This is a genomic window from Bradyrhizobium sp. USDA 3315 (assembly GCF_054056795.1).
Window position 1 is genome coordinate 1,026,046 of sequence record NZ_JBSRYP010000001.1, and the last position, 23,240, is coordinate 1,049,285.

General features: G+C 64.6%; 22 protein-coding genes. 14 read left to right on the top strand and 8 right to left on the bottom strand.

Annotated features, from left to right (window positions below; translation table 11 throughout):
• Positions 1–14: 14 nt before the first annotated feature.
• Positions 15–875 carry a prephenate dehydratase gene (locus ACVIYL_RS04750; RefSeq protein ID WP_076824865.1) on the top strand — a complete coding sequence of 287 codons (861 nt, stop codon included), beginning with the start codon at positions 15–17 and terminating at the stop codon, positions 873–875.
• 86 nt (positions 876–961) lie between these two features.
• Here the strand turns inward: ACVIYL_RS04750 and ACVIYL_RS04755 are convergent, their stop codons facing one another.
• The gene (locus ACVIYL_RS04755) at positions 962–1,981 is read right to left on the bottom strand and encodes an LLM class flavin-dependent oxidoreductase (protein WP_456777867.1); all 1,020 of its coding nucleotides are present in this window, start codon (positions 1,979–1,981) and stop codon (positions 962–964) included.
• Positions 1,982–2,370: 389 nt separating this feature from the next.
• On the opposite strand from ACVIYL_RS04755, the gene metF reads away from it, so the two are divergent.
• From metF to maiA, 3 genes are all read left to right on the top strand, one after another.
• Entirely contained in the window at positions 2,371–3,285 is a 915-nt protein-coding gene (gene metF, locus ACVIYL_RS04760) for a methylenetetrahydrofolate reductase [NAD(P)H] (protein WP_016840922.1), read from the top strand.
• A 3-nt stretch (positions 3,286–3,288) separates the two neighbouring features.
• Complete coding sequence (gene metH, locus ACVIYL_RS04765) at positions 3,289–7,143, top strand: methionine synthase (protein ID WP_456777868.1); 3,855 nt, start codon at positions 3,289–3,291, stop codon at positions 7,141–7,143.
• A 381-nt stretch (positions 7,144–7,524) separates the two neighbouring features.
• Entirely contained in the window at positions 7,525–8,184 is a 660-nt protein-coding gene (gene maiA, locus ACVIYL_RS04770; protein WP_456777869.1) for a maleylacetoacetate isomerase, read from the top strand.
• 348 nt (positions 8,185–8,532) lie between these two features.
• On the opposite strand, the gene ACVIYL_RS04775 is transcribed toward maiA, so the two are convergent.
• The 4 genes from ACVIYL_RS04775 to ACVIYL_RS04790 all read right to left on the bottom strand — a co-directional run bounded on the left by ACVIYL_RS04775 (position 8,533) and on the right by ACVIYL_RS04790 (position 11,596).
• Positions 8,533–9,621, bottom strand: a complete 1,089-nt coding sequence (locus tag ACVIYL_RS04775; RefSeq protein ID WP_456777870.1) for a Cj0069 family protein — start codon at positions 9,619–9,621, stop codon at positions 8,533–8,535.
• A gap of 166 nt (positions 9,622–9,787) precedes the next feature.
• A complete protein-coding gene (locus ACVIYL_RS04780; RefSeq protein ID WP_456777871.1) occupies positions 9,788–10,858 on the bottom strand; it encodes a nickel/cobalt efflux transporter in 1,071 nt (356 codons plus the stop codon).
• A gap of 5 nt (positions 10,859–10,863) precedes the next feature.
• On the bottom strand, positions 10,864–11,142 hold the full coding sequence (locus ACVIYL_RS04785) for a metal/formaldehyde-sensitive transcriptional repressor (protein WP_016847064.1): 279 nt from the start codon (positions 11,140–11,142) through the stop codon (positions 10,864–10,866).
• Between the two features lie 97 nt (positions 11,143–11,239).
• The gene (locus ACVIYL_RS04790; protein ID WP_225164498.1) at positions 11,240–11,596 is read right to left on the bottom strand and encodes a hypothetical protein; all 357 of its coding nucleotides are present in this window, start codon (positions 11,594–11,596) and stop codon (positions 11,240–11,242) included.
• Between the two features lie 343 nt (positions 11,597–11,939).
• On the opposite strand from ACVIYL_RS04790, the gene ACVIYL_RS04795 reads away from it, so the two are divergent.
• The 7 genes from ACVIYL_RS04795 to ACVIYL_RS04825 all read left to right on the top strand — a co-directional run bounded on the left by ACVIYL_RS04795 (position 11,940) and on the right by ACVIYL_RS04825 (position 18,117).
• Positions 11,940–12,758: a chromate resistance protein ChrB domain-containing protein gene (locus ACVIYL_RS04795; RefSeq protein ID WP_225164497.1), complete on the top strand. Its 819-nt coding sequence runs from the start codon at positions 11,940–11,942 to the stop codon at positions 12,756–12,758.
• Positions 12,755–14,146 (top strand): chromate efflux transporter, encoded by a 1,392-nt coding sequence (chrA, locus tag ACVIYL_RS04800; protein WP_456777872.1) that lies wholly within the window; start codon positions 12,755–12,757, stop codon positions 14,144–14,146. The genes ACVIYL_RS04795 and chrA overlap by 4 nt, the downstream gene beginning before the upstream one ends.
• Before the next feature lie 58 nt (positions 14,147–14,204).
• A complete protein-coding gene (locus tag ACVIYL_RS04805) occupies positions 14,205–14,438 on the top strand; it encodes a hypothetical protein (protein ID WP_057016095.1) in 234 nt (77 codons plus the stop codon).
• A 62-nt stretch (positions 14,439–14,500) separates the two neighbouring features.
• Positions 14,501–14,818, top strand: a complete 318-nt coding sequence (locus tag ACVIYL_RS04810; RefSeq protein WP_456777873.1) for a hypothetical protein — start codon at positions 14,501–14,503, stop codon at positions 14,816–14,818.
• A 44-nt stretch (positions 14,819–14,862) separates the two neighbouring features.
• Entirely contained in the window at positions 14,863–15,807 is a 945-nt protein-coding gene (locus ACVIYL_RS04815) for a DUF1259 domain-containing protein (protein ID WP_456777874.1), read from the top strand.
• Between the two features lie 23 nt (positions 15,808–15,830).
• Entirely contained in the window at positions 15,831–17,279 is a 1,449-nt protein-coding gene (locus ACVIYL_RS04820) for an arsenate reductase/protein-tyrosine-phosphatase family protein (RefSeq protein WP_456777875.1), read from the top strand.
• A gap of 25 nt (positions 17,280–17,304) precedes the next feature.
• Complete coding sequence (locus ACVIYL_RS04825) at positions 17,305–18,117, top strand: hypothetical protein (protein ID WP_456777876.1); 813 nt, start codon at positions 17,305–17,307, stop codon at positions 18,115–18,117.
• Between the two features lie 412 nt (positions 18,118–18,529).
• On the opposite strand, the gene ACVIYL_RS04830 is transcribed toward ACVIYL_RS04825, so the two are convergent.
• Both ACVIYL_RS04830 and ACVIYL_RS04835 read right to left on the bottom strand, forming a co-directional pair.
• The gene (locus ACVIYL_RS04830) at positions 18,530–19,219 is read right to left on the bottom strand and encodes a glutathione S-transferase family protein (RefSeq protein WP_456777877.1); all 690 of its coding nucleotides are present in this window, start codon (positions 19,217–19,219) and stop codon (positions 18,530–18,532) included.
• 25 nt (positions 19,220–19,244) lie between these two features.
• Positions 19,245–19,370 carry a DUF1127 domain-containing protein gene (locus ACVIYL_RS04835; protein WP_256521239.1) on the bottom strand — a complete coding sequence of 42 codons (126 nt, stop codon included), beginning with the start codon at positions 19,368–19,370 and terminating at the stop codon, positions 19,245–19,247.
• Positions 19,371–19,612: 242 nt separating this feature from the next.
• Here ACVIYL_RS04835 and ACVIYL_RS04840 point away from each other — a divergent pair, with 242 nt between their 5' ends.
• The 3 genes from ACVIYL_RS04840 to ACVIYL_RS04850 all read left to right on the top strand — a co-directional run bounded on the left by ACVIYL_RS04840 (position 19,613) and on the right by ACVIYL_RS04850 (position 22,448).
• The gene (locus ACVIYL_RS04840; protein ID WP_168858833.1) at positions 19,613–20,545 is read left to right on the top strand and encodes a transcriptional regulator GcvA; all 933 of its coding nucleotides are present in this window, start codon (positions 19,613–19,615) and stop codon (positions 20,543–20,545) included.
• Between the two features lie 90 nt (positions 20,546–20,635).
• Positions 20,636–21,610 (top strand): magnesium transporter CorA family protein, encoded by a 975-nt coding sequence (locus ACVIYL_RS04845; RefSeq protein ID WP_456777878.1) that lies wholly within the window; start codon positions 20,636–20,638, stop codon positions 21,608–21,610.
• Positions 21,611–21,731: 121 nt separating this feature from the next.
• A complete protein-coding gene (locus tag ACVIYL_RS04850) occupies positions 21,732–22,448 on the top strand; it encodes a dihydrofolate reductase family protein (RefSeq protein ID WP_456777879.1) in 717 nt (238 codons plus the stop codon).
• Between the two features lie 6 nt (positions 22,449–22,454).
• On the opposite strand, the gene ACVIYL_RS04855 is transcribed toward ACVIYL_RS04850, so the two are convergent.
• On the bottom strand, positions 22,455–23,171 hold the full coding sequence (locus tag ACVIYL_RS04855) for a TetR/AcrR family transcriptional regulator (RefSeq protein ID WP_253604741.1): 717 nt from the start codon (positions 23,169–23,171) through the stop codon (positions 22,455–22,457).
• Positions 23,172–23,240: the final 69 nt, after the last annotated feature.

Here is a 23,240-nt window from a genome sequence, read left to right on the forward strand (position 1 = left end):
GTAAAAGGCCACCCATGACCAAGAAGCTGAAAATCGCGTTCCAGGGCGAGCCTGGCGCCAATTCCCATATCGCGATCGTCGAGGCCTATCCCGACGCCGAGCCGATGCCCTGCCCGACCTTCGAGGACGCGCTGGCCGCGATTTCCTCGGGCGAGGCCGATCTCGGCATGATCCCGATCGAGAATTCGGTCGCCGGCCGCGTCGCCGACATCCACCATCTCTTGCCCGCTTCGGGGCTGTTCATCGTCGGCGAATGGTTCTTGCCGATCCGCCACCAGCTGATGGCGATCAAGGGCACCAAGCTCGCCGACATCAAGAGCGTGGAGAGCCATGTCCACGCGCTCGGCCAGTGCCGCCGCGTCATCCGCAAGCTCGGCATCAAGCCGATCGTCGCCGCCGACACCGCCGGCAGCGCCCGCGACATCTCCGAGCGCGGCGACAAGAGCGTGGCGGCGATCGCCTCCCGCCTCGCCGCCGACATCTACGGTCTCGACATTCTCGCCGAGGACATCGAGGACGAGGCCCACAACACCACCCGCTTCGTGGTGCTGGCGCGCGAGGCCAAATGGGCCACGCAGGGTTCGGGGCCGCTGGTCACGACTTTCGTGTTCCGGGTGCGCAATTTGCCCGCCGCGCTGTACAAGGCGCTGGGCGGCTTTGCCACCAACGGCGTCAACATGACCAAGCTCGAAAGCTATATGGTCGACGGCAATTTCTTCGCCACGCAATTCTATGCCGATGTCGACGGTCACCCCGATGAGCGCGGCCTCGCGTTTGCGATCGAGGAATTGAAATTCTTCTCGCGCGAATTCCGCATCGTCGGCGTCTATCCCGGCCATCCGTTCCGCGCGACTTTCAGCGAGACGCAGGATTGACGCAGTCATTCCGGGGCACGCGAAGCGTGAACCCGGAATCTCGAGATTCCGGGTTCGATGCTGCGCATCGCCCCGGAATGACGGGGTCAAGCCGCCGCCCTCTTCGCAAGCCCGAACGCCTCGGCGAGCAGGCTGTACGACTTCTTCCGCGCGGCATGGTCGTAGACCGCTGATATCACCATCAGTTCGTCGGCCTGGGTCGCCGCGATCAGCGGCTCCAGCTTCGTCATCACGGTTGCGGGGCTGCCGACGAAGAGGCGGGCGCGGTTGCGCGCGATCGAGGCGCGCTCGGCGTCGGTGTAGGGATAGGCCTCTGCCTCCTCGACGCTCGGCAGCGGCAGATACTGGCCGCGGTCGCGGCGCAACCGGTTGAGATCCATCGACAGCGCAAGCCGCTCGGCTCCAGCGTCGGTCTCCGCCGCAACAACCGCAACCGCCAGAATCGCCTGCGGCGTCGCACGCCAGCCCGACGGCTTGAAATGCGCGCGATAGTTCGTCATCGCCGCAATTGCATCGTGAGTGGCAAAATGATGCGCGAATGCAAAGCCCATCCCGACCTGGGCCGCGAGTTCGGCGGAATAGTCGCTCGAGCCGAGCAACCAGATCGGCGGCAGCGGCGAATCATCCGGCATCGCCACCACATTGTTGTAGGGATGGCCGGGCGGGAAATCGCGCGTCTCCCACAAGGTCAGCTCGTGCAGCCGCTCGAGGAAATCATCGCCTTCGCGGCGATCGAGCCGGCTGCGCAGTGCGTAGGCGGTGGCGCCGTCGGTGCCGGGCGCGCGGCCGAGGCCGAGATCGATGCGGCCGGGAAACAGCGCCTCCAGCATCTTGAAGCGCTCGGCGACGACCAGCGGCGCGTGGTTGGGCAGCATCACGCCGCCGGAACCGACACGGATATGCGACGTCACCGCCGCGATCTGCCCGATCATCAGATCGGGCGCCGGGCTCGCGACGGAAGCCAGGTTGTGGTGCTCGGCGAGCCAGTAGCGGACGTAGCCAAGGCCATCGACATGGCGTGCCAGGTCGATGCTGTTGCGGAGCGCAACAGCCGGCCTGGTGCCAGTGGTGACGACCGACAGGTCGAGGACGGACAGCGGAATCATGGCCGTCAACCTAGTGTGGCGCCACGAGGCGACAAAGGCCCCGGCCACGCAGACCAGTCCCGCGGCGGAACGCCGGCGCCGGCAGCCGCTGATTTTGGGACGATATACGACGGTTCATTGACGCACCAAGTTACCCACAATCGATTTCGATCTCCAATCACTTGCAGAATCCTTATTATATCAATATTTTCAATATATTAATGCTACCGTCGCGAAACCAACGGGTTGCCCACCGAGCGTCCACGATAGTCAATTTCTGCCGAATCTGCGCCACGAATGGGCAATTTCCCACATCCGATGGGCTGTTTGATTCGACGCGTTTGGCTTATCTTGGGGCCTTCATATCCAGGCCGGATGTCTGCCCTCCAGTTGCGGAGCCTTTGCGTATCATGACCGAGACCATTTCCTCCGTGCCGAACGCACCACGTGCGCCCAAAGCGCCGAAAATCTCCTTCGAGTTCTTCCCGCCGAAGACCGAGGAGATGGAGCGCAATCTCTGGGAGACCATCAATCGCCTGGCGCCGCTGACGCCGAACTTCGTCTCGGTCACCTACGGCGCCGGCGGCTCGACCCGCGAGCGCACCCATTCGACCATCACCCGCATCCTGCGCGAGACCGATCTGCTGCCGGCCGCGCATCTGACCTGCGTCAGCGCCTCGCGCGGCGAGATCGACGACATCGTCGACCGCTATCATGAGGTCGGCGTCCGTCACATCGTCGCGCTGCGCGGCGATCCGCCCGGCGGCATCGGCACGCCCTACTTCACCCATCCGGACGGCTACCAGAGTTCGGCCGAGCTTGTCGCCGGCATCAAGCGGCGCCACGCCGACATCGAGATCTCGGTGTCCGCCTATCCCGAGAAGCATCCGGAAGCGAAGGATTTCGACGCCGACATCGACACGCTGAAGGCCAAGGTCGACGCCGGCGCGACGCGCGCGATCACTCAGGTGTTCTTCGACAACGACCTGTACCACCGCTATGTCGACCGGGTGCGCGCGCGCGGCATCGAGATTCCGATCGTGCCGGGCATCATGCCGATGCACAATTTCAAGCAGGCGCGCAATTTCGTGACGCGCGCCGGCACCAGCGTGCCGGACTGGCTCGCCGAGAAGTTCGAGGGCCTCGACAACGACGCCGAGACCCGCAAGCTGGTTGCCGCCACCGTCGCCGCCGGCCAGGTGCAGAAGCTGTTCAAGCACGGCGTCGACACCTTCCACTTCTACACCATGAACCGCGCGGACCTCGTGTTCGCGATCAGCCACCTGCTCGGCATCCGGCCGAACGGTGCCCAGAAAGCTGCCTGACACATGTCCGTTCCCGTTTCCCCCAAGCGTAACGCTTTGCTCGCGGCTGCCCGCGAGCGCATCCTGGTGCTCGACGGCGCCATGGGCACGATGATCCAGGGCCTGCAGTTCGACGAAGCCGCGTTCCGCGGCGCGCGCTTTGCGGACTTCCACCGCGACATCAAGGGCAACAACGATCTGCTGATCCTGACCCAGCCCGATGCGATCACGGACATCCACGCCGCATATCTGCGCGCCGGCGCCGACATCGTCGCGACCAACACCTTCTCCTCGACCTCGATCGCGCAGGCCGACTACGACATGTCGGACCTCGCCTATGAGCTGAACCTGCAGGGCGCCCGCCTGGCGCGCGCCGCCGCCGAGCGGGTGAGCGCCGAGGACTGCAAGCCGCGCTTCGTCGCCGGCGCACTCGGCCCGACCAACCGCACCGCCTCGATCTCGCCCGACGTTTCCAATCCCGGCTATCGCGCGGTCACCTTCGACGATCTGCGCAAGGCCTATGGCGAACAGGCCAAGGGCCTGCTCGACGGCGGCGCCGACCTGCTGCTGGTCGAGACCATCTTCGACACGCTGAACGCCAAGGCGGCGCTGTACGCGATTTCCGAGATCATCGAGGAGCGCGGCATCGACGTGCCCGTGATGATTTCCGGCACCATCACCGACAAGTCCGGCCGCCTGCTCTCCGGCCAGTTGCCGGAGGCGTTCTGGCATTCGGTGCGGCACGCAAGGCCGATCACGATCGGCTTCAACTGCGCGCTCGGCGCCGAGGATCTGCGCGCGCATATCGCCGATATCGGCCGCGTCGCCGACACGCTGGTCTGTGCATACCCGAACGCCGGCCTGCCCAACGAATTCGGCCAGTATGACGAGACGCCGGACTACATGGCGCGGCTGATCGGCGAGTTCGCGGCCGCCGGCCTCGTCAACATCGTCGGCGGCTGCTGCGGCACCACGCCCGACCATATCGCCGCGATCGCCAAGGCCGTCGCCCCGCACAAGCCGCGCGTGGTGCCCGAGATCGCACCGCGGCTCAGGCTCTCCGGCCTCGAGCCGTTCACGCTGACCGACGCGATCCCGTTCGTGAATGTCGGCGAGCGCACCAACGTCACCGGCTCGGCGCGCTTCCGCAAGCTGATCACCGCCGGCGACTACACCGCCGCGCTGCAGGTCGCGCGCGACCAGGTCGAGAACGGCGCCCAGGTCATCGACGTCAACATGGACGAGGGCCTGCTCGATTCCGAAGCGGCGATGGTGACGTTCCTCAACCTCGTCGCCGCCGAGCCCGACATCGCGCGCGTGCCCGTGATGGTCGATTCCTCGAAGTTCCACGTCATCGAGGCCGGCCTGAAATGCATCCAGGGCAAGCCGATCGTGAACTCGATCTCGCTCAAGGAAGGCGAGGAGAAGTTCATCCATGAGGCGACCGTCGCCAAGCGCCACGGCGCCGCCGTGGTGGTGATGGCGTTCGACGAGACCGGCCAGGCCGACACGTTCAAGCGCAAGACCGAGATCAGCAAGCGCGCCTACGACATCCTGGTCGGCCGGCTCGACTTCCCGCCCGAGGACATCATCTTCGATCCGAACATTTTTGCGATCGCGACCGGCCTCGAGGAGCACAACAATTACGGCGTCGACTTCATCGAGGCGGCGCGCTGGATCCGGGCGAACCTGCCGGGCGCCCACATCTCCGGCGGCGTCTCCAACCTGTCGTTCTCGTTCCGCGGCAACGAACCGGTGCGCGAGGCGATGCACTCGGTGTTCCTGTATCACGCGATCCATGCCGGCATGGACATGGGCATCGTCAATGCCGGGCAGATGATCGTCTACGACGACATCGATCCCGAGCTGCGCCAGACCTGCGAGGACGTCATCCTCAACCGCGATCCCGGCGCCTCCGAGCGGCTCTTGGCGCTGGCCGAGAAATTCCGCGGCAAGGAGAAGCAGACCAAGGAGCAAGATCTCGCCTGGCGCGAATGGCCGGTCGAGAAGCGGCTGTCCCACGCGTTGGTGCACGGCATCACCGAGTTCATCGAGCAGGACACCGAGGCCGCCCGCCAGAACGCGTCCCGTCCGCTCGACGTCATCGAGGGGCCGCTGATGGCCGGCATGAACGTGGTCGGCGACCTGTTCGGCGACGGCAAGATGTTCCTGCCGCAGGTCGTGAAGTCGGCCCGCGTGATGAAGCAGGCGGTCGCCTATCTGATGCCGTTCATGGAGGAGGAGAAGGCCCGCAATCTCGCCAACGGCATCACCGGCGGCCGCAACGCCGCGGGCAAGATCGTGCTCGCGACGGTGAAGGGCGACGTCCACGACATCGGCAAGAACATCGTCGGCATCGTGCTCCAGTGCAACAATTTCGAGGTCATCGACCTCGGCGTCATGGTGCCCGCCAACAAGATCATCGAGACCGCGAAGGCCGAGGGCGCCGACATCATCGGCCTGTCCGGCCTGATCACGCCCTCGCTCGACGAGATGAGCTTCCTCGCCGGCGAGCTGCAACGGCAGGGCATGAACCTGCCGCTCCTGATCGGCGGCGCCACCACGAGCCGCGTGCACACCGCAGTGAAGATCGACCCGAACTATCCGGGCGGCCCGGTCGTGCATGTCAATGACGCGAGCCGTGCCGTCGGCGTCGCCTCCTCGCTGCTGTCGGCCGAGAAAAAGCAGGCCTACGCCGCCGAGGTACGCGCCGAATACGCAAAAATCTCGACGGCGCATTTCCGCGCCCAGGCCGACAAGAAGCGGCTGAAGCTTGGCGAGGCCCGCGCCAACAAGGTCGCGATCGACTTTGCGGCGGCGCCGCCGAAAAAGCCGGCCTTCTTCGGGCTGAAGAGCTTCGACGCCTACGATCTTGCCGAGCTCGCCGACTACATCGACTGGACGCCGTTCTTCCAGACCTGGGAGCTGACCGGCCGCTTCCCGGCGATCCTCGACGACCCCAAGGTCGGCGAGGTCGCGCGCTCGCTCTATGCCGACGCGCGCAAGATGCTGGACACGATCATCAAGGAAAAATGGTTCACCGCCCGCGCCACCATCGGCTTCTGGCCGGCGAACGCCGTCGGCGACGACATCGAGGTCTATGCCGACGAGACGCGGAAGCAGAAGATCGCGACCTTCCACACGCTGCGCCAGCAGCTCGAGAAGCGCGAGGGCCGCTTCAACGCCGCGCTGTCCGATTTCATCGCGCCGAAGGAAACCGGCATCGCCGACTATATCGGCGGCTTCGTCGTCACCGCGGGGATCGGCGAGGATGCAGTCGCCGACCGCTTCAAGAACGCCAATGACGACTACTCCTCGATCCTGTGCAAGGCGCTGGCCGATCGCCTGGCCGAAGCCTTCGCCGAGCGCATGCACCAGCGCGTGCGCAAGGAGTTCTGGGCCTATGCGCCCGACGAGGCGTGGTCGGCGGACGAACTGATCCTCGAGAAATATGACGGCATCCGCCCGGCGCCCGGCTATCCGGCGCAACCCGACCACACCGAGAAGCGGACTCTGTTCGCGCTGCTCGATGCCGAGGCAACGGCCGGCGTGAAGCTGACCGAGAGCTTTGCGATGTGGCCGGGCTCGTCGGTCTCGGGCCTGTACTTCTCGCATCCCGAAAGCTTCTACTTCGGCGTCGGCAAGATCGAACGTGACCAGGTCGAGGACTACGCCGCGCGCAAGGCCATGACGGTCGCCGAGATCGAGCGCTGGCTGGCGCCGGTGCTGAACTACATCCCCGCGCAGGACGGCGCCAAGGGACCGGCGATCGCGCCCGCCGCGACGCCCGCCAACGACGCGGAGCTGGCCTCGCATCCGCAGGGCTGCACCTGCGCCGTGCATCTCGCCTGGCGCAAGAAGAAGGTGGGGGCTGGGTAGGCCTCCTCGACACGTGTCATCGCCGGGCTTGACCCGGCGATCCATCTTCAAAAACACTTCCGAAGATTGATGGATGCCCGGGTCAAGCCCGGGCATGACGTATTGGAGTGCCGTAGCCCGGATGCAGCGAAGCGTAATCCGGGATAGACTGCAACGGAACGACGGACCGGCCCCGGATTTCGCTTGCGCTTCATCCGGGCTACGGGTCTGGATAGACCTTTCTTCCCTTCTCCCCTTGTGGGAGAAGGTGTCGCGGACAAAGTCCGCGACGGATGAGGGGTCTCTATCCGCGGAGACAGACCCCTCACCCGTCCGCGATGCCTTGCATCGCGTCCACCCTCTCCCACAAGGGGAGAGGGGAAGAAATGCGGGGTGCACTCCATGCAGTTCTTCTCCTTCTGGCGCTCGCTGGCGAGCTTTCGGGTGCGGATTGCGCTCAACCTCAAGGGCGTCGCCGCCGACGTCGTCTTCGTCGATCTCGATGCGGACGCGCATCGCACTGATGCCTATCGCAAGATCAATCCGCAGATGGCGCTGCCGGCGCTGGTGACCGACGACGGCACGGTGCTGTTCCAGTCGCTCGCGATCATCGATTGGCTCGACGAGACCTACCCGAGCCCGCCGCTGCTGCCGGCGGATGCGCTCGGCCGCGCCCGGGTGCGCGGGCTGGCGCTGATCGTCGCCTGCGAGGGCCATCCGCTGCTGACGCCGCGGGTGCGGCGCTATCTCGACCGCGAGCTCGATCTGCGCGACAGCCAGCAGAACGCGTGGCGACGGCACTGGACGGTCGAGACGCTGGCGGCGCTCGAGGGGCACCTCGCCGGCCACAAGGCGACCGGCCGGTTCTGTCACGGCGATGCGCCCACCCTTGCCGACATCTGCCTGGTCGGCCATGTCACGGCGGCGATCAACCAGCAGATCAGCCTGTCGCCCTGGCCGACCGTGAAGCGCATCCACGAGACCGCCATGGCGCTGCCGGCGTTCGCCAAGGCGCATCCGTCCGCGCAGCCGGATACACCGGAAGCGATGCGGGCGAAGTAGTTTGCGGACGCGCTGCAAAGGACGGGCAGAGACGCAAACGTGTGCGCGGTTCTCTCTCGATCGTCGTCCCGGCGAAGGCCGGGACCCATACTCCGCGGCGGTTGTGGCGGAGGGGACTCGTCGTTGCAGCACTGCTCAACAACGACCATCGGTGGTTATGGGTCTCAGCTTTCGCAGGGACGACACCGAATGTGTGGCGTCGTCTGTGACACACTCCGCGTTCTCGCGACATGATGTGTCCGAGCTTGGTCTTTCGTTCCGCCCTCAGAGGGCGCGGGGAAAGCAGGGTGCCGATCGCACCCATGGGCCCCGAGCAATGGGTAGAAAGAGGAAGCCTGCAGGGCGTGCTCACCTCACGCTCGCCATGTTCCGACCGATGCGATCCCTGACCGTCTGCGCGATCGCCGCCGGCGCTTCGTCGGGAATCGCGAAGCACGAGCTCGCGTTGATCTCGCAGAGCACGTAGGTGTCGGCGCCATCAGCATCGCGTGGGCCGTAGAGGAAATCGGCATCCCAGATCACCGGCAGCGACGCTTCATCGATCGTCAGCGCGGCCATCATTTGCGGGATCCATTCGTCCTCCATCAAGCTTCGCAGCCTCTGGAATTGCGGAGCATCGGGGCCGCGCATGATGCGCGGTCCGGGTTGCGCTTCCGGAGAATCCGGGCCTTGCGGGGGCGGCGGGATCAGGGCCTTGATCAATTGGTGCCCGAAGCCCGCGACCTTCGCTCCGCTGACATAGCAACGGATCATGCCCTCGGGCAGGCGCGGCTGGAAAGCCTGATCGATGATGCAGCCGCCCCAGCCGAAATATTGCTCGCAGCGCGCCATGAAGTCTGCCAGCGGCATCTCCTCCGGCTGGCTGCCGCGCAGCGCATGCAGCACGCGAATCGTCGCGTCGGTCTTCGGCACGGTTTCCACCTTCCAGACGCCCTGCCCGCCATTGCCGCGGTTCTGTTTGAGCACGCGCGGACCACCCGCGCGCAAGCGCGAGGGAAATTCGGCGCGGAACGCATCGACCGTGGCGTATCGATGGGTGTCGGCGCCCCAGCCGAGGTGTCGCGTCCGGTACAGCACGTCCTTGACGCCCATCTTGAGGATGATGTCGGGATGCGCGCTGACCCATGGTCCCGCCGCCGCGACCTCGCGCAGCAGCGGATCGAGGGCGGCGCGCGTCTTGCCCTGATGGATCGGATCGACCCAGACCAGAACGCCGTCCATCGTCAGCAATTGGTCGCGAACGGCATCGGCGAATGTCTCGTCATAGACGACGGGAACGGCCTCGATGCCCGAAGCGGCGAGCGCTTCGAAGACGCGGACGAAACGGCTGTTTTGTGGGGTCGCCTCCCGGCGCGACGCGGCGTCGCCACGCGACAGGATAGCGATTTTGCCAGGACGATTTTCGGAACGAAGACGTGTGTGTGGTTGGGTGTCCATGTGAAAGCTCCACGACGGTGAGTGTCGCGCAGAGCTTGGACCGAGGTCTCACGGGGAGTCTGCCTTGTCCCCTTGAGGCAAATCTAGACCACCGCGCGCAGGTTTCAAGATGGAAGTGGAGCGAAGCGGATCTGGCCACGATCCCGGATCACGCCGTGATCCCGGATCAGGCCGTGATCCCGTGCAACCCGAGCCAGCCCGTGTAGAGGCCGACGAGCACGATCAGCGCGGCCGACACGTAGGGGGCGCGATGGGCAAAGCGGCTGAAGCCGACCCAATGACGTTCGACATGACGCAGGCTGAGCGCGGCCGCAACGCCGGCAGAGACCATGGTGAGCGCAAGCCCGATGCCGAAGCAAAGCACCAGCACGAAGCCGAGGCTGAACTGCTTGAGCTGGAGACAGAGCAGCAGCACGGTGATCGCCGCCGGACACGGAATCAGCCCGCCGGTCAGGCCGAACAGGATGATCTGCCATGTCGTGACGGTGCGTCCGGCAAAGCGCTTGCGGATATCGGCGGCGTGCGCGCGCGCATGCGCGTCGTCCTCGTCGCCGAGATTCATATGCGCATGGTCATGCTCCTCGAACAGGACTTCCGCCACGTCCGCGCGGACTGAGACGCGCACCTTGAAGGCATGCGGCTCCGGAATTTCGTCGATGCTTTCCAGATAACCACCCCTGTCGGCGAAGCGAAAGCGTTGCTCGCTGCCGTCGGGACGGATCGTCACGACATCAACGTCGCCGGCCGCCGGCAGCGCTCCGGCCTCGCTTCGCAACCGCCAGCGCGGCGGCACGCCGTCCTCGAAGACCTCGAGCGACAGCGATTGTCCGGCCAGGACAAGCTGGCGCGTTTCGTCGTGATGATGGTGGTGATCGTGATCGTGTTCGGCAGCCTGCTCGCGCCAGGTGCGCCAGGCCATCCAGGCCGCGATCGCGATGATGATCACCGCCGACGCCAGTTGCAGCCAGGCTTCGCTGCGTTCTCCGGACCATTGCTGGCCGAAATGAAGTCCGGCGAGTGCGACCAGCCAGACGATGGCGGTGTGCGAGATCGTCGCCGCCACGCCGAGCAGCACCGCCTGCGCCACCGTGCCGCGGATCGCGATGATGAAGGCCGCCATCATCGTCTTGGAGTGGCCGGGTTCGAGCCCGTGCAGTGCGCCGAGCAGGATCGCGCTGGGTACGAACAGCCACGCATGCGCGCTGCTCTGCTGGAGCAGCTGAGACAGGTCGGTCATGGCACTCACTTCAAATAGGTACGAACGACGTCGATCAGGTCCGCGGCGCCCTGCGCCTTCTCGGGATCCTTTTCCCGGGCAGGATCCACGACATGGTGGCGGATGTGATCCTCGAGCAATTCCGCAGTCAGCCCGTTGATGGCACCGCGAACCGAGGCCACCAGCATCAGCACGTCGGCACAACCAATCTCGGACTCCAGTGCACGCTCGACGGCCTCCAGCTGGCCCTTGATGCGGCGAACCCGGCCGACGAGCTTGGACTTGTGCTTGATGGTATGCGACATGATTGTAATATAGGGGGGTACCCTATATTGGTCAACCTCGCTGTCGGCCAGCCGGGGCGCGCATCGAGACATGGCGGCGGGATGTCAGCGGCGGGCGTCAGCCCATGCTGCCAGGCATGAAGCAGCGCGCCTTCGGATGACCGTCTATGTAGTAAGGCCACACGATGGGTCGGCCGGACAGGTTCGGCCCGGGCACGACGGCTTCGTTCGGAACGTCAACCCACTCGCCATCGATGCGCACCCGATAATGGCCGTTCCTGGTTTCCCAGTCGACGTCGTCGATGTGCTGCGCATCTGTGCCATCGCAGCAGGGACCCTTGCTGCTATGCAGGCCCTCGTACCAACCATTCAAGTCGGGGTGCTGGTGATCGTGGGCGAGAGCGCCGCCGGTTGTTGTGATGAGCAGCATAACGACAAGAGCAACAGGCGTCGCATGCCAATAATGACTGTCCATCAATCGGCATTGCTCCAATGAATGCAGGCGGGAGCGCGACACGATCGCGGTGTCGGCATCTACCTGAGTTGGTCCCTGCCACCGCGCAACTCGGCAGCGAATTGTATGTTCCTATTCGCAACTCGCCGCAGATGGAGAGATGACCCATCGGCCAGAGTCCACGAATGCTTGTTCCAAGCCGCGCGATGAAGTTTTCGTGACTGTCGATCGGCGATTGCTGCTGGATTTGGCAAAGTCAGGTTGACAGCCCGGAAATCAGGGTTTTTGATGCGGCTACGGGGATGTGCGATCTCCCCGCGAGGCGACATGCCCAAGAATCGCGTCCTGTCACCAAGGGCGCACCATGTCGTCATACACATCGATCTCTTCAGAAAAATTGTCCCGTCTCATCGGTACGGCGAAGGCGCCGACGCTCGTCGACGTTCGTCTCGATGAAGATTTCGCTGCCGATCCGCGCCTGATTCCGGGCGCGGTCCGCTATTCCCATCTCGACGTCCAGGACTGGGCTTCCCGTTTCACCGGGCAGTCCGTGGTCGTGGTCTGCCAGAAGGGACAGAAGCTTTCCGAAGGCACCGCCGCCTGGCTGCGCTGCAGCAACATCGCGGCCGAGATTCTCGAGGGCGGCCACCTCGGCTGGCGGGAAGCGGAGCTACCGACCGTTCCCGCCGACAAGATTCCGAAACGCGACGGGCGGGGCCGCACCGTCTGGGTGACGCGATCGCGGCCGAAGATCGACCGCATCGCCTGTCCATGGCTGATCCGCCGCTTCGTCGATCCCGCGGCCGTGTTCCTGTTCGTCACATCGGCGGAGGTCGAGGCGGTCGCCGAACGGTTCGACGCCACGCCGTTCGACATCGAGAACGTGTTCTGGAGCCATCGCGGTGAGCTCTGCACCTTCGACGTGATGGTCAAGGAATTCGGCCTCGCGACGCCGGCGCTGGAGCGGCTCGCGACGATGGTGCGGGCGGCCGATACCGCGCGGCTCGAGCTTTCGCCGGAGGCGCCCGGGCTGCTCGCCGCCTCGCTCGGCCTGTCGCGCATGTTCGACGACGACCTCGAGCAGTTGAGCGCCGGGCTGCTGCTCTACGACGCCTTCTACCGATGGTGCCGCGACGCGACCAAGGAGACGCACAACTGGCCGACCAGCAAGGTGAAGCCATGACCGACGTCGCAACGACAGCGAAAGCGCGCGGGCATGAACCCGCGCACGGCATCTCCTTCAACGAGGCGCTGCTGGTCTGGATACGCGTCGCCATCCTGAGCTTTGGCGGACCGGCCGGCCAGATCGCGGTGATGCATCGCATCCTGGTCGAGGAGAAGAACTGGATATCCGAGGGGCGTTTCCTGCACGCCCTCAATTACTGCATGCTGCTGCCGGGGCCGGAGGCGCAGCAGCTGGCGACCTATATCGGCTGGCTGCTGCATCGGACGCTCGGCGGCATCGTGGCGGGCGGGCTGTTCATCCTGCCCGGCATCTTCGCCATCATGGGCCTCAGCTATATCTACGCGGCGTATGGCAATGTCGGGTTTGTCGAAGCGCTGTTCTTCGGCCTGAAGGCCGCGGTGCTCGCCATCGTCATCCAGGCCGTGGTGCGGGTCGGCAAGCGCGCGCTGCGCAACCGGGTGATGATCGCGCTCGCGGCGATCGCCTTTGTCGCGATCTTCTTCTTCGCCGTGCCGTTTCCGCTGATCATCGGCGCCGCCGCGGTCACAGGGCTGGTGGGCGCACGTCTCGGCCGGAGCGAATTTGCGGCGATCGAGCATGGCGGCAAGAATTCCGCCGTGATCGACAGCATGCTCGGTGAAGCGGTGCCGGACCATGTCCGTCCCAACGCATCGCGCACTTTGCGGGTCGGCGCCATCTGGCTCGCGCTCTGGCTGGTGCCGGTGTTCGCCCTGCTGATTGCGCTCGGGCCCGGCGACGTGTTCACCCAGATCGCGATCTTCTTCAGCAAGATGGCAATGGTGACGTTCGGCGGCGCCTACGCCGTGCTCGCCTATGTCGCGCAACAGGCCGCCGACTATTATCACTGGGTCAGCCCGCGCGAGATGCTGGACGGACTCGGCATGGCCGAGACCACGCCCGGACCGCTGATCATGGTGGTGCAGTTCGTGGGCTTCATGGCCGCGTTCCGCGAAGCAAGCGGGCTGTCGCCGATGTTGGCCGCCACCCTCGGCGGGTTGCTCGCGACCTGGGTGACGTTCACGCCGTGCTTCCTGTGGATCTTCGTCGGGGCGCCCTACATCGAGGCGCTGCGCGGCAACAAGCCGCTGGCGGGCGCGCTTTCGGCGATCACCGCCGCCGTGGTCGGCGTGATCCTCAATCTGTCGATCTGGTTCGCGCTGCACACGCTGTTCCGGCAAACATTCCCTGTGCACGGGCTAGGCCTGTCGTTCGACGCGCCGGTGCCTGCTAGCCTCGACTGGCCGGCGATGGCGCTGTCGATCGCCGCCGCGATCGCGATCTTCCGCTTCAATGCGGGGATGCTCAGCGTCCTCGCCGCCTCCTGCATCACGGGCGTACTGCTGCGCCTTGTCGGCATCATCTGAGCGGAACGGCGCGCAGCTTGAGAACCTGGGGCAGCACAACACAACCAGGAGAACAACCATGCAGACACGACGACTCTCCCGTTTGATTCTCGTCCTGACGATCGCGGGCGCGGTCATGCCGGCCCATGCCCTGACGCAGGACGAACTCGTCGCAAAACTTCGCGCCGCCGGCTACGCCGAGATCAGCGAGGTCAAGTCGACGGCCGAAGGCACGACGGCGAAGGCGATGAAGAACGGCAAGCCGGTGCGGCTCGTGATCGACAGCAGCGGCCAGGTCAAGGAGCGGGACTGAGCTCCCGCGCGCGCGAAAGCCGTCAACCGATCGATGGAGTGATAATCATGATGAGAGCAACTGTGGCCCTGTGCATGGCAGTGCTGGGGCCGGGCGCAACCCTGGCAGCGCCGGCCGCCCACGATGAGCGGCAGGACGCGGCAGTGACAATGCAGGCGGCGATGGTCCACCCGCAAGCGAGCGAGACGCTGCGCGGCGTCGTCGATCGTGTCGATGAACGCAACGACACGCTGCTGATCCGGTTATCTCCGGACCGGATCGAACCGTTCAAGGTCCAGGACGGCCTGATCTTCAATGCCGTCCGCTTCGGCGATCCCGTCGAAATCGCGGTGCAGAACATCGCCGGGTTCCGGACCATCGTCGGGCTCTCGATGCAATAGAGCCACGATCCGAAGCATCGAAAGAGATTCAAGGGAGCAATCCAATGCGACACACGATTTCGGCGCTGATCGGCGTCGGTGCCTGTCTCTTCGCCACAGGCGGAAGCGCGCAAAAGATCGACTGGCAGGTATTCACCGAGCCGTTCGTCTCGTCGGCACATGCGCAGGCGATCGACTGGCAGAAGGTCGACGATACGCTGGGCAGAAAACCCGCCGTCACCGGTGACGTGCATCGCTACGGCTTTCCGCGGAGCGATCTGACGGTGACGCTCGACGGCATCACCATCAAGCCGGCGCTGGCGCTCGGCGGCTGGGTCGCCTTCAAGCCCATGCACGACGACGTCATGGCGATGGGCGACCTGGTGCTGCTCGAATCCGAGATCAACCCTGTCATGCTGAAGATGATCGGAAACGGCCTGCAGATCACGGCCGTGCACAACCATTTGCTCGGCGCGAGCCCAGCCACCTTCTACATGCACGTCGCCGGCCACGGTGACCCGGTCAAGCTCGCCGCCGCGATTCGGGATGGCCTCGCCGAAAGCAAGACGCCGCTCAAGGCCGCGGCGCCGGCCGCGCCGCCGCCGACCATCGATCTCGATACCGAGCAGCTCGATCAGATTATCGGCGTCAAGGGCCAGGCCAATGGCGGCGTCTATCAGTTCAACGTGCCCCGCCGCGATCCGATCATCGAACAGGGCATGGCGTTGAGCCCGGTCGGTCCGTTGGGCGTCGCCATCGGCATCAACTTCCAGCCGGCCGGCGGCGGCAAGGCGGCGATCACCGGCGATTTCGTGCTGACAAATGACGAGGTCAACCCCGTCATCATGGCGTTGCGGACGCACGGCATCGACGTCACCGCGCTGCACAGCCACATGCTGGACGAACAGCCGCGCCTGTTCTTCATGCATTTCTGGGCCAATGACGACGCCGTCAAGCTCGCCAAGGGCCTGCGTGCCGCGCTCGACAAGACGGCCACGACAAAAAGTTGACCCTGGTCTCGGAGGGATCAACGATGCGAAGCCTCACGGTCATGTCCATGTGGCGCACGCTGCTCAGGAGTGCCCACGTGATGCTGCGCATTGCCGCCACGGTGCTTGCGATCGCGCTGACATCGGCTCGGCCGGCGCCGGCGAACGATGGCAAGATCGTTGTCTTTGTCTGCCTGCACGGCGTGGTGAACAGCCAGATGGCGGCGGCCTATTTCAACAAGGCTGCCCAGGAGCGCGGATCGCGGATAAGGGCGGTCTCACGCGGCATCGACCTTTATCGGTCGGTGCCGGTTAGGGTGCGGGATGGCCTTGCACTCGATGGTCTGGAGGCGGCCAACACGCCGCAACAGCTGACCATCGACGACATGGCCGCGGCAGACCAGGTGGTGGCGTTCGATCAGATCCCCGCCGCCGAGCGGCACGGACGGGCCGACGTGGCCTACTGGTCCGGCATTCCCTTGGGTATCGATGATTATGAGTCGGCCCGGGATCAGATCGTCCGGCGCATCGAGGCCCTTATTCCGACGCTGGCAGCGGCAACCGAACCGGCAGGAGACAAGACGCCCCTTCAGCTCGAAACGAAGATCCTGCTCGGCGGTGTCCGCGGTCGGATTGATCACCTGGCGGTCGACCTGAAGCGGCAGCGACTGTTCGTGGCCGAGCTCGGCAACAACAGCGTCGGCGTCGTCGATCTGGCTGCGCGCAGTTTGCTTCGAACCATTACCGGACTGAGCGAACCCCAAGGCGTCGGCTATGAGCCGTCGACCGACACCCTCTACGTCGCCAACGCCCGCGACGGATCGGTGCAGCTGTACGAAGCCAACGAGTACAAGGCGGCCGGGCGAATCGAACTCGGCAGCGATGCCGACAATATCCGGGTCGACGCGGCGGCCAAGCGCGTCATCGTCGGCTATGGCGATGGTGGCCTGGCAGTCGTCGACCCATCCACGCGGACAAAGGTTCGGAGCCTACTCCTTAAGGCACATCCGGAAAGCTTCCAGCTTCAGCCCGATAGTGGGCGCATCTTTGTCAATCTGCCTGACGCGCGAACCGTCGCGGTGGTGGACGTTGCTTCCGGGAAACAACTCACCAGCTGGCCGCTGGACAAGGGCGGTAATTTCGCGATGGCCATCGATCACGAACGAAGTCGCGTTCTCCTGGTGTATCGCAGCCCAGCCGAGCTTGCAGCCTTTTCGACCGACGGCAAGGCGATTGCAGCCACCGGCACTTGCGGCGATGCCGACGACCTCTTTGTAGATGGAAAGCGCGGACGCATTTATGTGAGCTGCGGCGCTGGATACGTCGATGTATTTGAGATTGATGGAGCGGCCTATCGACTGATCGCGCGCCGGCCGACGGCAACGGGCGCACGAACATCGCTCTTTGTGCCGGAGCTGGACCGTCTGTTTGTTGCGGTCCGCGCGGGGCCTGCCGGACCGGCGGCAATCTGGGTGTTCAAGCCAATGCCTTGAGATCGACTTTGTGGGGAGACGGCGCATGTGGAAACGCAGCCGGGGCTTTCGCAGCTATTCGAGACGCCTTGCGCCTCGCTTCATGGTCGCTCTTGGACTGATCGCCTGGTCTGACCCCGCCTCGGCCTATCGCCCCTTCGATGGCACGGATGCCGCTGTTGCCAAGAAGGGGGAGATGGAGGTCGAGTTGCAGCCGGCCGGACGTTTGCGTGATGAGAGCGGAACAAGCCTGATCGCGCCGGCCTGGGTTCTCAACTACGGTCTGAGCGAGAGTTGGGAAGCCGTCTTCGAAGGCCAGGGACAAACGTCGCTCTCTCCGCCCGGACCGACCAGCCTGACTGCAGCCGGAGCGTTTCTCAAGCACGTGGTCGTACCCGGTAGCCTGCAGGACAAGACCGGTCCGAGCATTGCGACCGAATTTGGCGTCCTTCTTCCTGACAGTACCGGCAATTCGGGCGTTGGCGTAAGCCTGGCCGGCATTGTCTCGCAGCGCTGGGATTGGGGCACCATTCACTTGAATGCCGAGACTGCCATTACCCGCGACCATCATGGCGACGTGTTCGTGGGTGCTATTGTCGAAGGACCGATGACCTGGACGGTGCGCCCCGTCGCCGAGATATTCTACGAGAACGAGTTTGGAAAAGAGGATACGTTCTCGGGGTTGGTCGGGCTGATCTATCGTGTGCGCGACGACCTCAGCTTCGACATCGCGGTCCGGCACGCGCTCACCGGAGGCCATCCGGTAAACGAGATACGTGCGGGATTGACCTTCGGCTCTCCGCTTTCCTTCTTCGAAGGTCACGCCGCGCACCAGGCGTCGCCAATTCCACCTCGATAGCTACTGGCGGTCCCGGTTCTCTGGATGGGCTCGCCAGTCTCGACCGACAGTCTGATGGCCGTCGTCTGGTATTGCCTGGCCGGCGTGGTCCCTCTCGCCGCCTTGAGCCTTCCAGTCACGCCCGATCTTAACGTCCTCGGCGCGACTGCGATCCTGCTCGCGGGTTTGCTCCGACTGCTGAGGCGGCTGGGCCTGTTGGACAGGCGTAGACTGTGCTTTTGCATCGCTTCCGGCGAACGCGAAGGTCATTGCGACCGCGGAGATGAACGCAACCGATATGGAATTCTTCATGGTGTTGTCCCTTCCTCATGCTCTGCACTAACGCTCCGTCATCGCCTTTGTTCGGAAACAAACGGGCTTCTGGCTGCACGTGGAGGTCGGAACCGGGCGCTCTGCACGCGAACAATGACGGTCAATATTTCGGCCGGTGCGAAGTAGACCATTCGCGCGCGTGTTCGATCGGCACCCGCTGCACGACGGCGCGAACCTTCTGCGTTGCGGGCAGATTGTCCATGCGTTCCCGCCAGCGGCAGAATGCCGGGAATTTCGGATACATCGACTGCCCTTCGGCGGTGAGGCTGAAGGCGAACGTGCTCGGCAGCAGATAGAAATCCGCAATCGAGAGTTCGTCCCCGAGCAAAAAATCCTTGCCGTGCGCAAGCTGGCGCTCGGCCACCGCTAGCCCGGTCTCGACCTTGGGCAGCGCATGTGCCACGACCTTCTCGTCGGGGGCGATGCCGAGTTCCGGGAAAACCAGACGCTCATGCGTCACGTGATAGATCATGTAGGGGTAGTAATAGTTGTTAACAGCGCTGATCCACTGGTTCATGTGCGCCCGCGCCTTGATGTCTTTCGGCGTCAGCGACACGCCGCCAAAGGCTTCGTCGACATAGGCGGCAATCGCACTCGTCTCGTAGACGGTGAGATCGCCGTGTTTCAGAATTGGGACACGGTTGAACGGGTGCAGCGCCAGGTGATCGGGCTTGCCCATGACCGGTTCAAGGTCGTGGAATTGGTAAGCTACGTCCTTGTGCGTCAGGATCAAGCGGACGATGTTGACAAAACTGCTGCGTGGGAAACCGTAGACGATCGGACCGGACATCCGCTTTCTCCTTTCTGATTTGGTCTCAGCGCCAGAACGGCTTGGAGGCCTCGCGCAGCGCCTGCTCGCGCGTCAGGCCGAGATCGCAAAGCAGATGCGGGTCATCGGCAATCGCGCGAAGCGCGATGCGCTGAAACGGCCGGTCAAGCAAGCTCCACCATACGGGGCGCGGAGCGCCAGGCGACCTTCCTGAGCTGAATTGATGAAGTGGTGTGGCCGGGTCGGCGGCGGGCACCGGCGGGATCGACCGAGATGTATCGGTTAAAGGACGGACACGACAGGCTCCAAATCGCTTGAAATGCTTCACTGGAGCTGTTCAATAATCGTGCGGGGCGGTTTCCCGCAAAGCATCGTTTCTCGTGCCTGCCCTAATTTTTCTCATGAAGTCGTGCGATGCGCCCACGCCTGCCGCCGCTCAATGCCCTGAAGGCCTTCGAGGCCGCCGCGCGCCACGAGAGTTTTACGCGCGCTGCCGAAGAGCTTTGTGTCACGCAGGGTGCCGTCAGCCATCAAGTGAAAGCACTGGAAGCCGAGCTCGCAATAAAGCTCTTCAACCGCGAGCGCCAGCGCCTGATCATCACAGAAGCCGGGCGCGACTATCTCGCTGTCGTGCGCGACGCGCTCGACCGCATCGCCATCGGCACCGAGCGGCTGTTGCAACGGCAGAATACCGGCGTGCTGACCGTATCGACGTCGCCGGACTTTGCGGCGAAATGGCTCGTGCACCGGCTCGGCCACTTTGTTGAGGCGCATAGCGGCATCGACCTGCGCGTCTCCGCCACGCTGCACCACGTCGACTTCGCGCGCGAGGAAGTGGATCTCGCGGTGCGCCACGGCGACGGCAACTGGCCGGGGCTTGACGCGGTGCGGCTGAGCCCGGAGCGGCTATTTGCCGTGTGCAGCCCAAAGCTATTGTCCGGCAAGCGACGCCTGAGCAACCCCGCTGACATCCTGAAATTTCCGCTGATCCATATGGACAGTCGCGCCGACTGGAAGAACTGGCTTGAGGAAGCGGGACTTGACGATGCTGCCGCCACGCATGGCCCGGTCCTCAATCGCGCCAGCATGGTGATTGATGCCGCCATCAATGGGCAAGGCATTGCGCTCGCGCGCACCACGCTGGCGGCGTGGGACCTCATCAACGGCCATCTGGCGCGGCCGTTTCCGCAGTCGCTGCCATTGTCGAAGACCTACTGGATCCTCTGCCCGAAGGCGACCGCAAGCCTGCCGAAGATCGTGACGTTTCGCGATTGGTTGCTCTCGGAGGCCGCAAGCGACCTGCGCAGGCTTAGAAAGCTCGGCGGAACCTCTCATCGACTGAAGTGAGTGCCGGCAGGCTTCCAAACACAGGGAACGGCCCTGCGGCCCTCGGGATTGTCGTGGGACGCACCACCCACCATGCATGGAGCCCGATCATTGCTGCAGCTGTACAGGTCGGCGACCTCTGATTGGCGGAGCATCGGCGCCGAAGTGCCGTCCGAGGTCATCTGGATCGATCTGCTCGATCCTACGGAGGACGAAAAGCAGTTCGTCGAGCGCGCGCTCGACATCCGCGTCCCGTCCGAGCGATCGTTGAGCGAGATCGAGGCGTCGAGCCGCCTGATCACCGATCATGACCGGCTCTATCTGAGCTCGCCGGCGGTGCGGCTCGACGACAACAACGAAGCCGAGATCACCAATATCGGTTTCGTGATCGGCCCAAAGGTGCTGGTCACGGTGCGGTTCGCGCAGCTGACCACGTTCGACGACGTCATGAAGCGGATCGGCACTGACAAGAGCCTGCAGAACGGCATGTGCGTGTTCACCGCGCTGCTCGAGGCCATGATCGATCGCGGCGCCGACGTGCTGGAGCATCTCGGCGCCAAGACCGACAGGCTGTCGCGGGGCGTCTTCAAGGGCGGCCTGGTGCGGAGCAAGCGTCCGGTGCGCTCCAGCCGCAGGTTGCGCGAGGCGCTGGAGAACATCGGCGAGCTCGCCGATCGCCTGGCGAAGGCGCGCGACGTGTTGCTCGGCGTCGGCCGGGTCGCGAGCTTCGCCGATGACGTCGGCAATGAATGGATCACGTCGGCTTCGAAGCGCCGGCTCGAGGCCGTCTCCAAGGATGTGGCTTCACTGGGTGATTACGAGACCCGGCTCTCGGACAAGATCCAGCTGCTGCTGGACGCCGTGCTCGGCTTCATCAACATCCAGCAGAACGACCTGTTCAAGATCCTGACCATCGTGTCGGTGGTCGGCGTTCCCCCGACCATCCTGGTCGGGGTCTGGGGCATGAATTTCAAGGAGATGCCGGAGCTGAGCTGGACCTTCGGCTATCCCTTGGCCTGGGCCGCGATCATCGCCAGCGGCATCCTGCCGGTGCTCTGGTTCAAGCGGCACGGCTGGTTCGACTAAACAAGCGAAGTTGAAACGCCGCCGCGTTATCCGCGTTGAGAACCTGCCTGCGCGTCTATAAATCTGAAGCTGCCCCACCCGCCCCTGCGGCGCTGTCATTCCGCACCGAAGAGTTCAGCCTATGCGCCCCCACATCATCTGCCACATGGGCACGTCGATCGACGGCCGGCTTCATCCCAGCCGCTTCACCAAGGCCGCCGCCGGCATCTCGGCTGACGTGCTGCGCGGCCACTACGAAAGGATCCATGACGGTTTCGATGCCGATGGATGGATCATCGGCCGCGTCACCATGAACGAGATGGCCAAGGGAACGGAGCGGCATATCGCCAACCCACTGAGGCTGCCGCGCGAGGCGCATCTCGGCAACCGTAACGGCCGCAAGCTTGCTGTCGGCATCGATCCGTCGGGCCGTGTGCATTTCGGCAAGGACAATGTCGGCGGCGATCATGCCGTCGCTGTGCTGGGCGAGCAGGTGTCCGATGCGCACCTCGCCGAGCTGCGCGAGGACGGTGCGTCCTACATCTTTGCAGGCACCAAGGGCGACGATCTGCCGGGCGCGATGGCGCAGCTCGCGTCGCTGTTCGGCGCCAGGACGCTGCTGCTCGAAGGCGGCGGCGGGATCAACGGCGCCTTCCTGAAGCATGGGCTGATCGACGAGTTCAGCACATTGATCTTTCCGGCGGTCGACGGCGTCGCCGGCTCGCAAAGCATCGTCGACTATCACGGCCCCGACGGCGACCGCCCCGGCGCCGGTCAGTCGCTGCGGCTCACCCATTGCGAGGCGCTGGAAGGCGGCATGGTCTGGCTGCGTCACGCCGTGGAGCGCGCGCCGGATTAAGCGCGCCTATGGCTTGGGATTCTCCACCCAGCCGGTCCGACATGCGGCGACGAAGAACGCGACGCCGCGCGCGACATGGGCGTCGATCTCGGGATCGAGCGCCTTTAGGTCGACCTCAAACAGCGCCCGGAGCAGCATCGGCACCGCGATGATGTCGAGGAACATCCGCGCCGTCGTCGGCAGGTGTTCGGGCGCGAAGGCCGGCAGCTTGCCGAGCTGGTCGGATTGCGTCAGGTCGCGCAGCAGGTGAATGCCGAGCTCGGTGCTGAGCGCGCGCGCCCTGCGGTTGACGTTGGCGGCGAGATCCGGGAAGCGGTGCGCTTCCGCGATGGCGAGCCGCATCAGGCCGATCCGGTCGGCATCGAAGCCCCAATGCAACAGGGTCGAGGCAACGCTGGTGAGGCGCTCCTCGATGGTCGCGCCGACCGGCGGATCGGCCTTGAACTCGGCGATGCGTGCCAGGATGTCCCGCGTCACCACTTCCGTGAACAGCGCCCGCTTGTCGCGGAAGCGCGCATAAATCGTCCGCTTGCCGGAGCGCGCGACTTCCGCGATCTCATCGATGCTCGCGCCCTCGAACCCGCGCTGCAGGAAGACCCGGCGCGCGGCGTCGAGGATGCGTGCATCGACCTCGCCGGCGAGCTCCTTCGGCGGCCGGCCGGCGCGCACCTCGACCGGCTTGGTTTTCGGTAGCCGCGGCTTCTTCAGGGTGCTGGTGGTCATCGCATCGACCCGGGTTCGATGGGCCGGTCAGGCCGGCAATATCAGGCAATATAGCCTTATCACATCTAG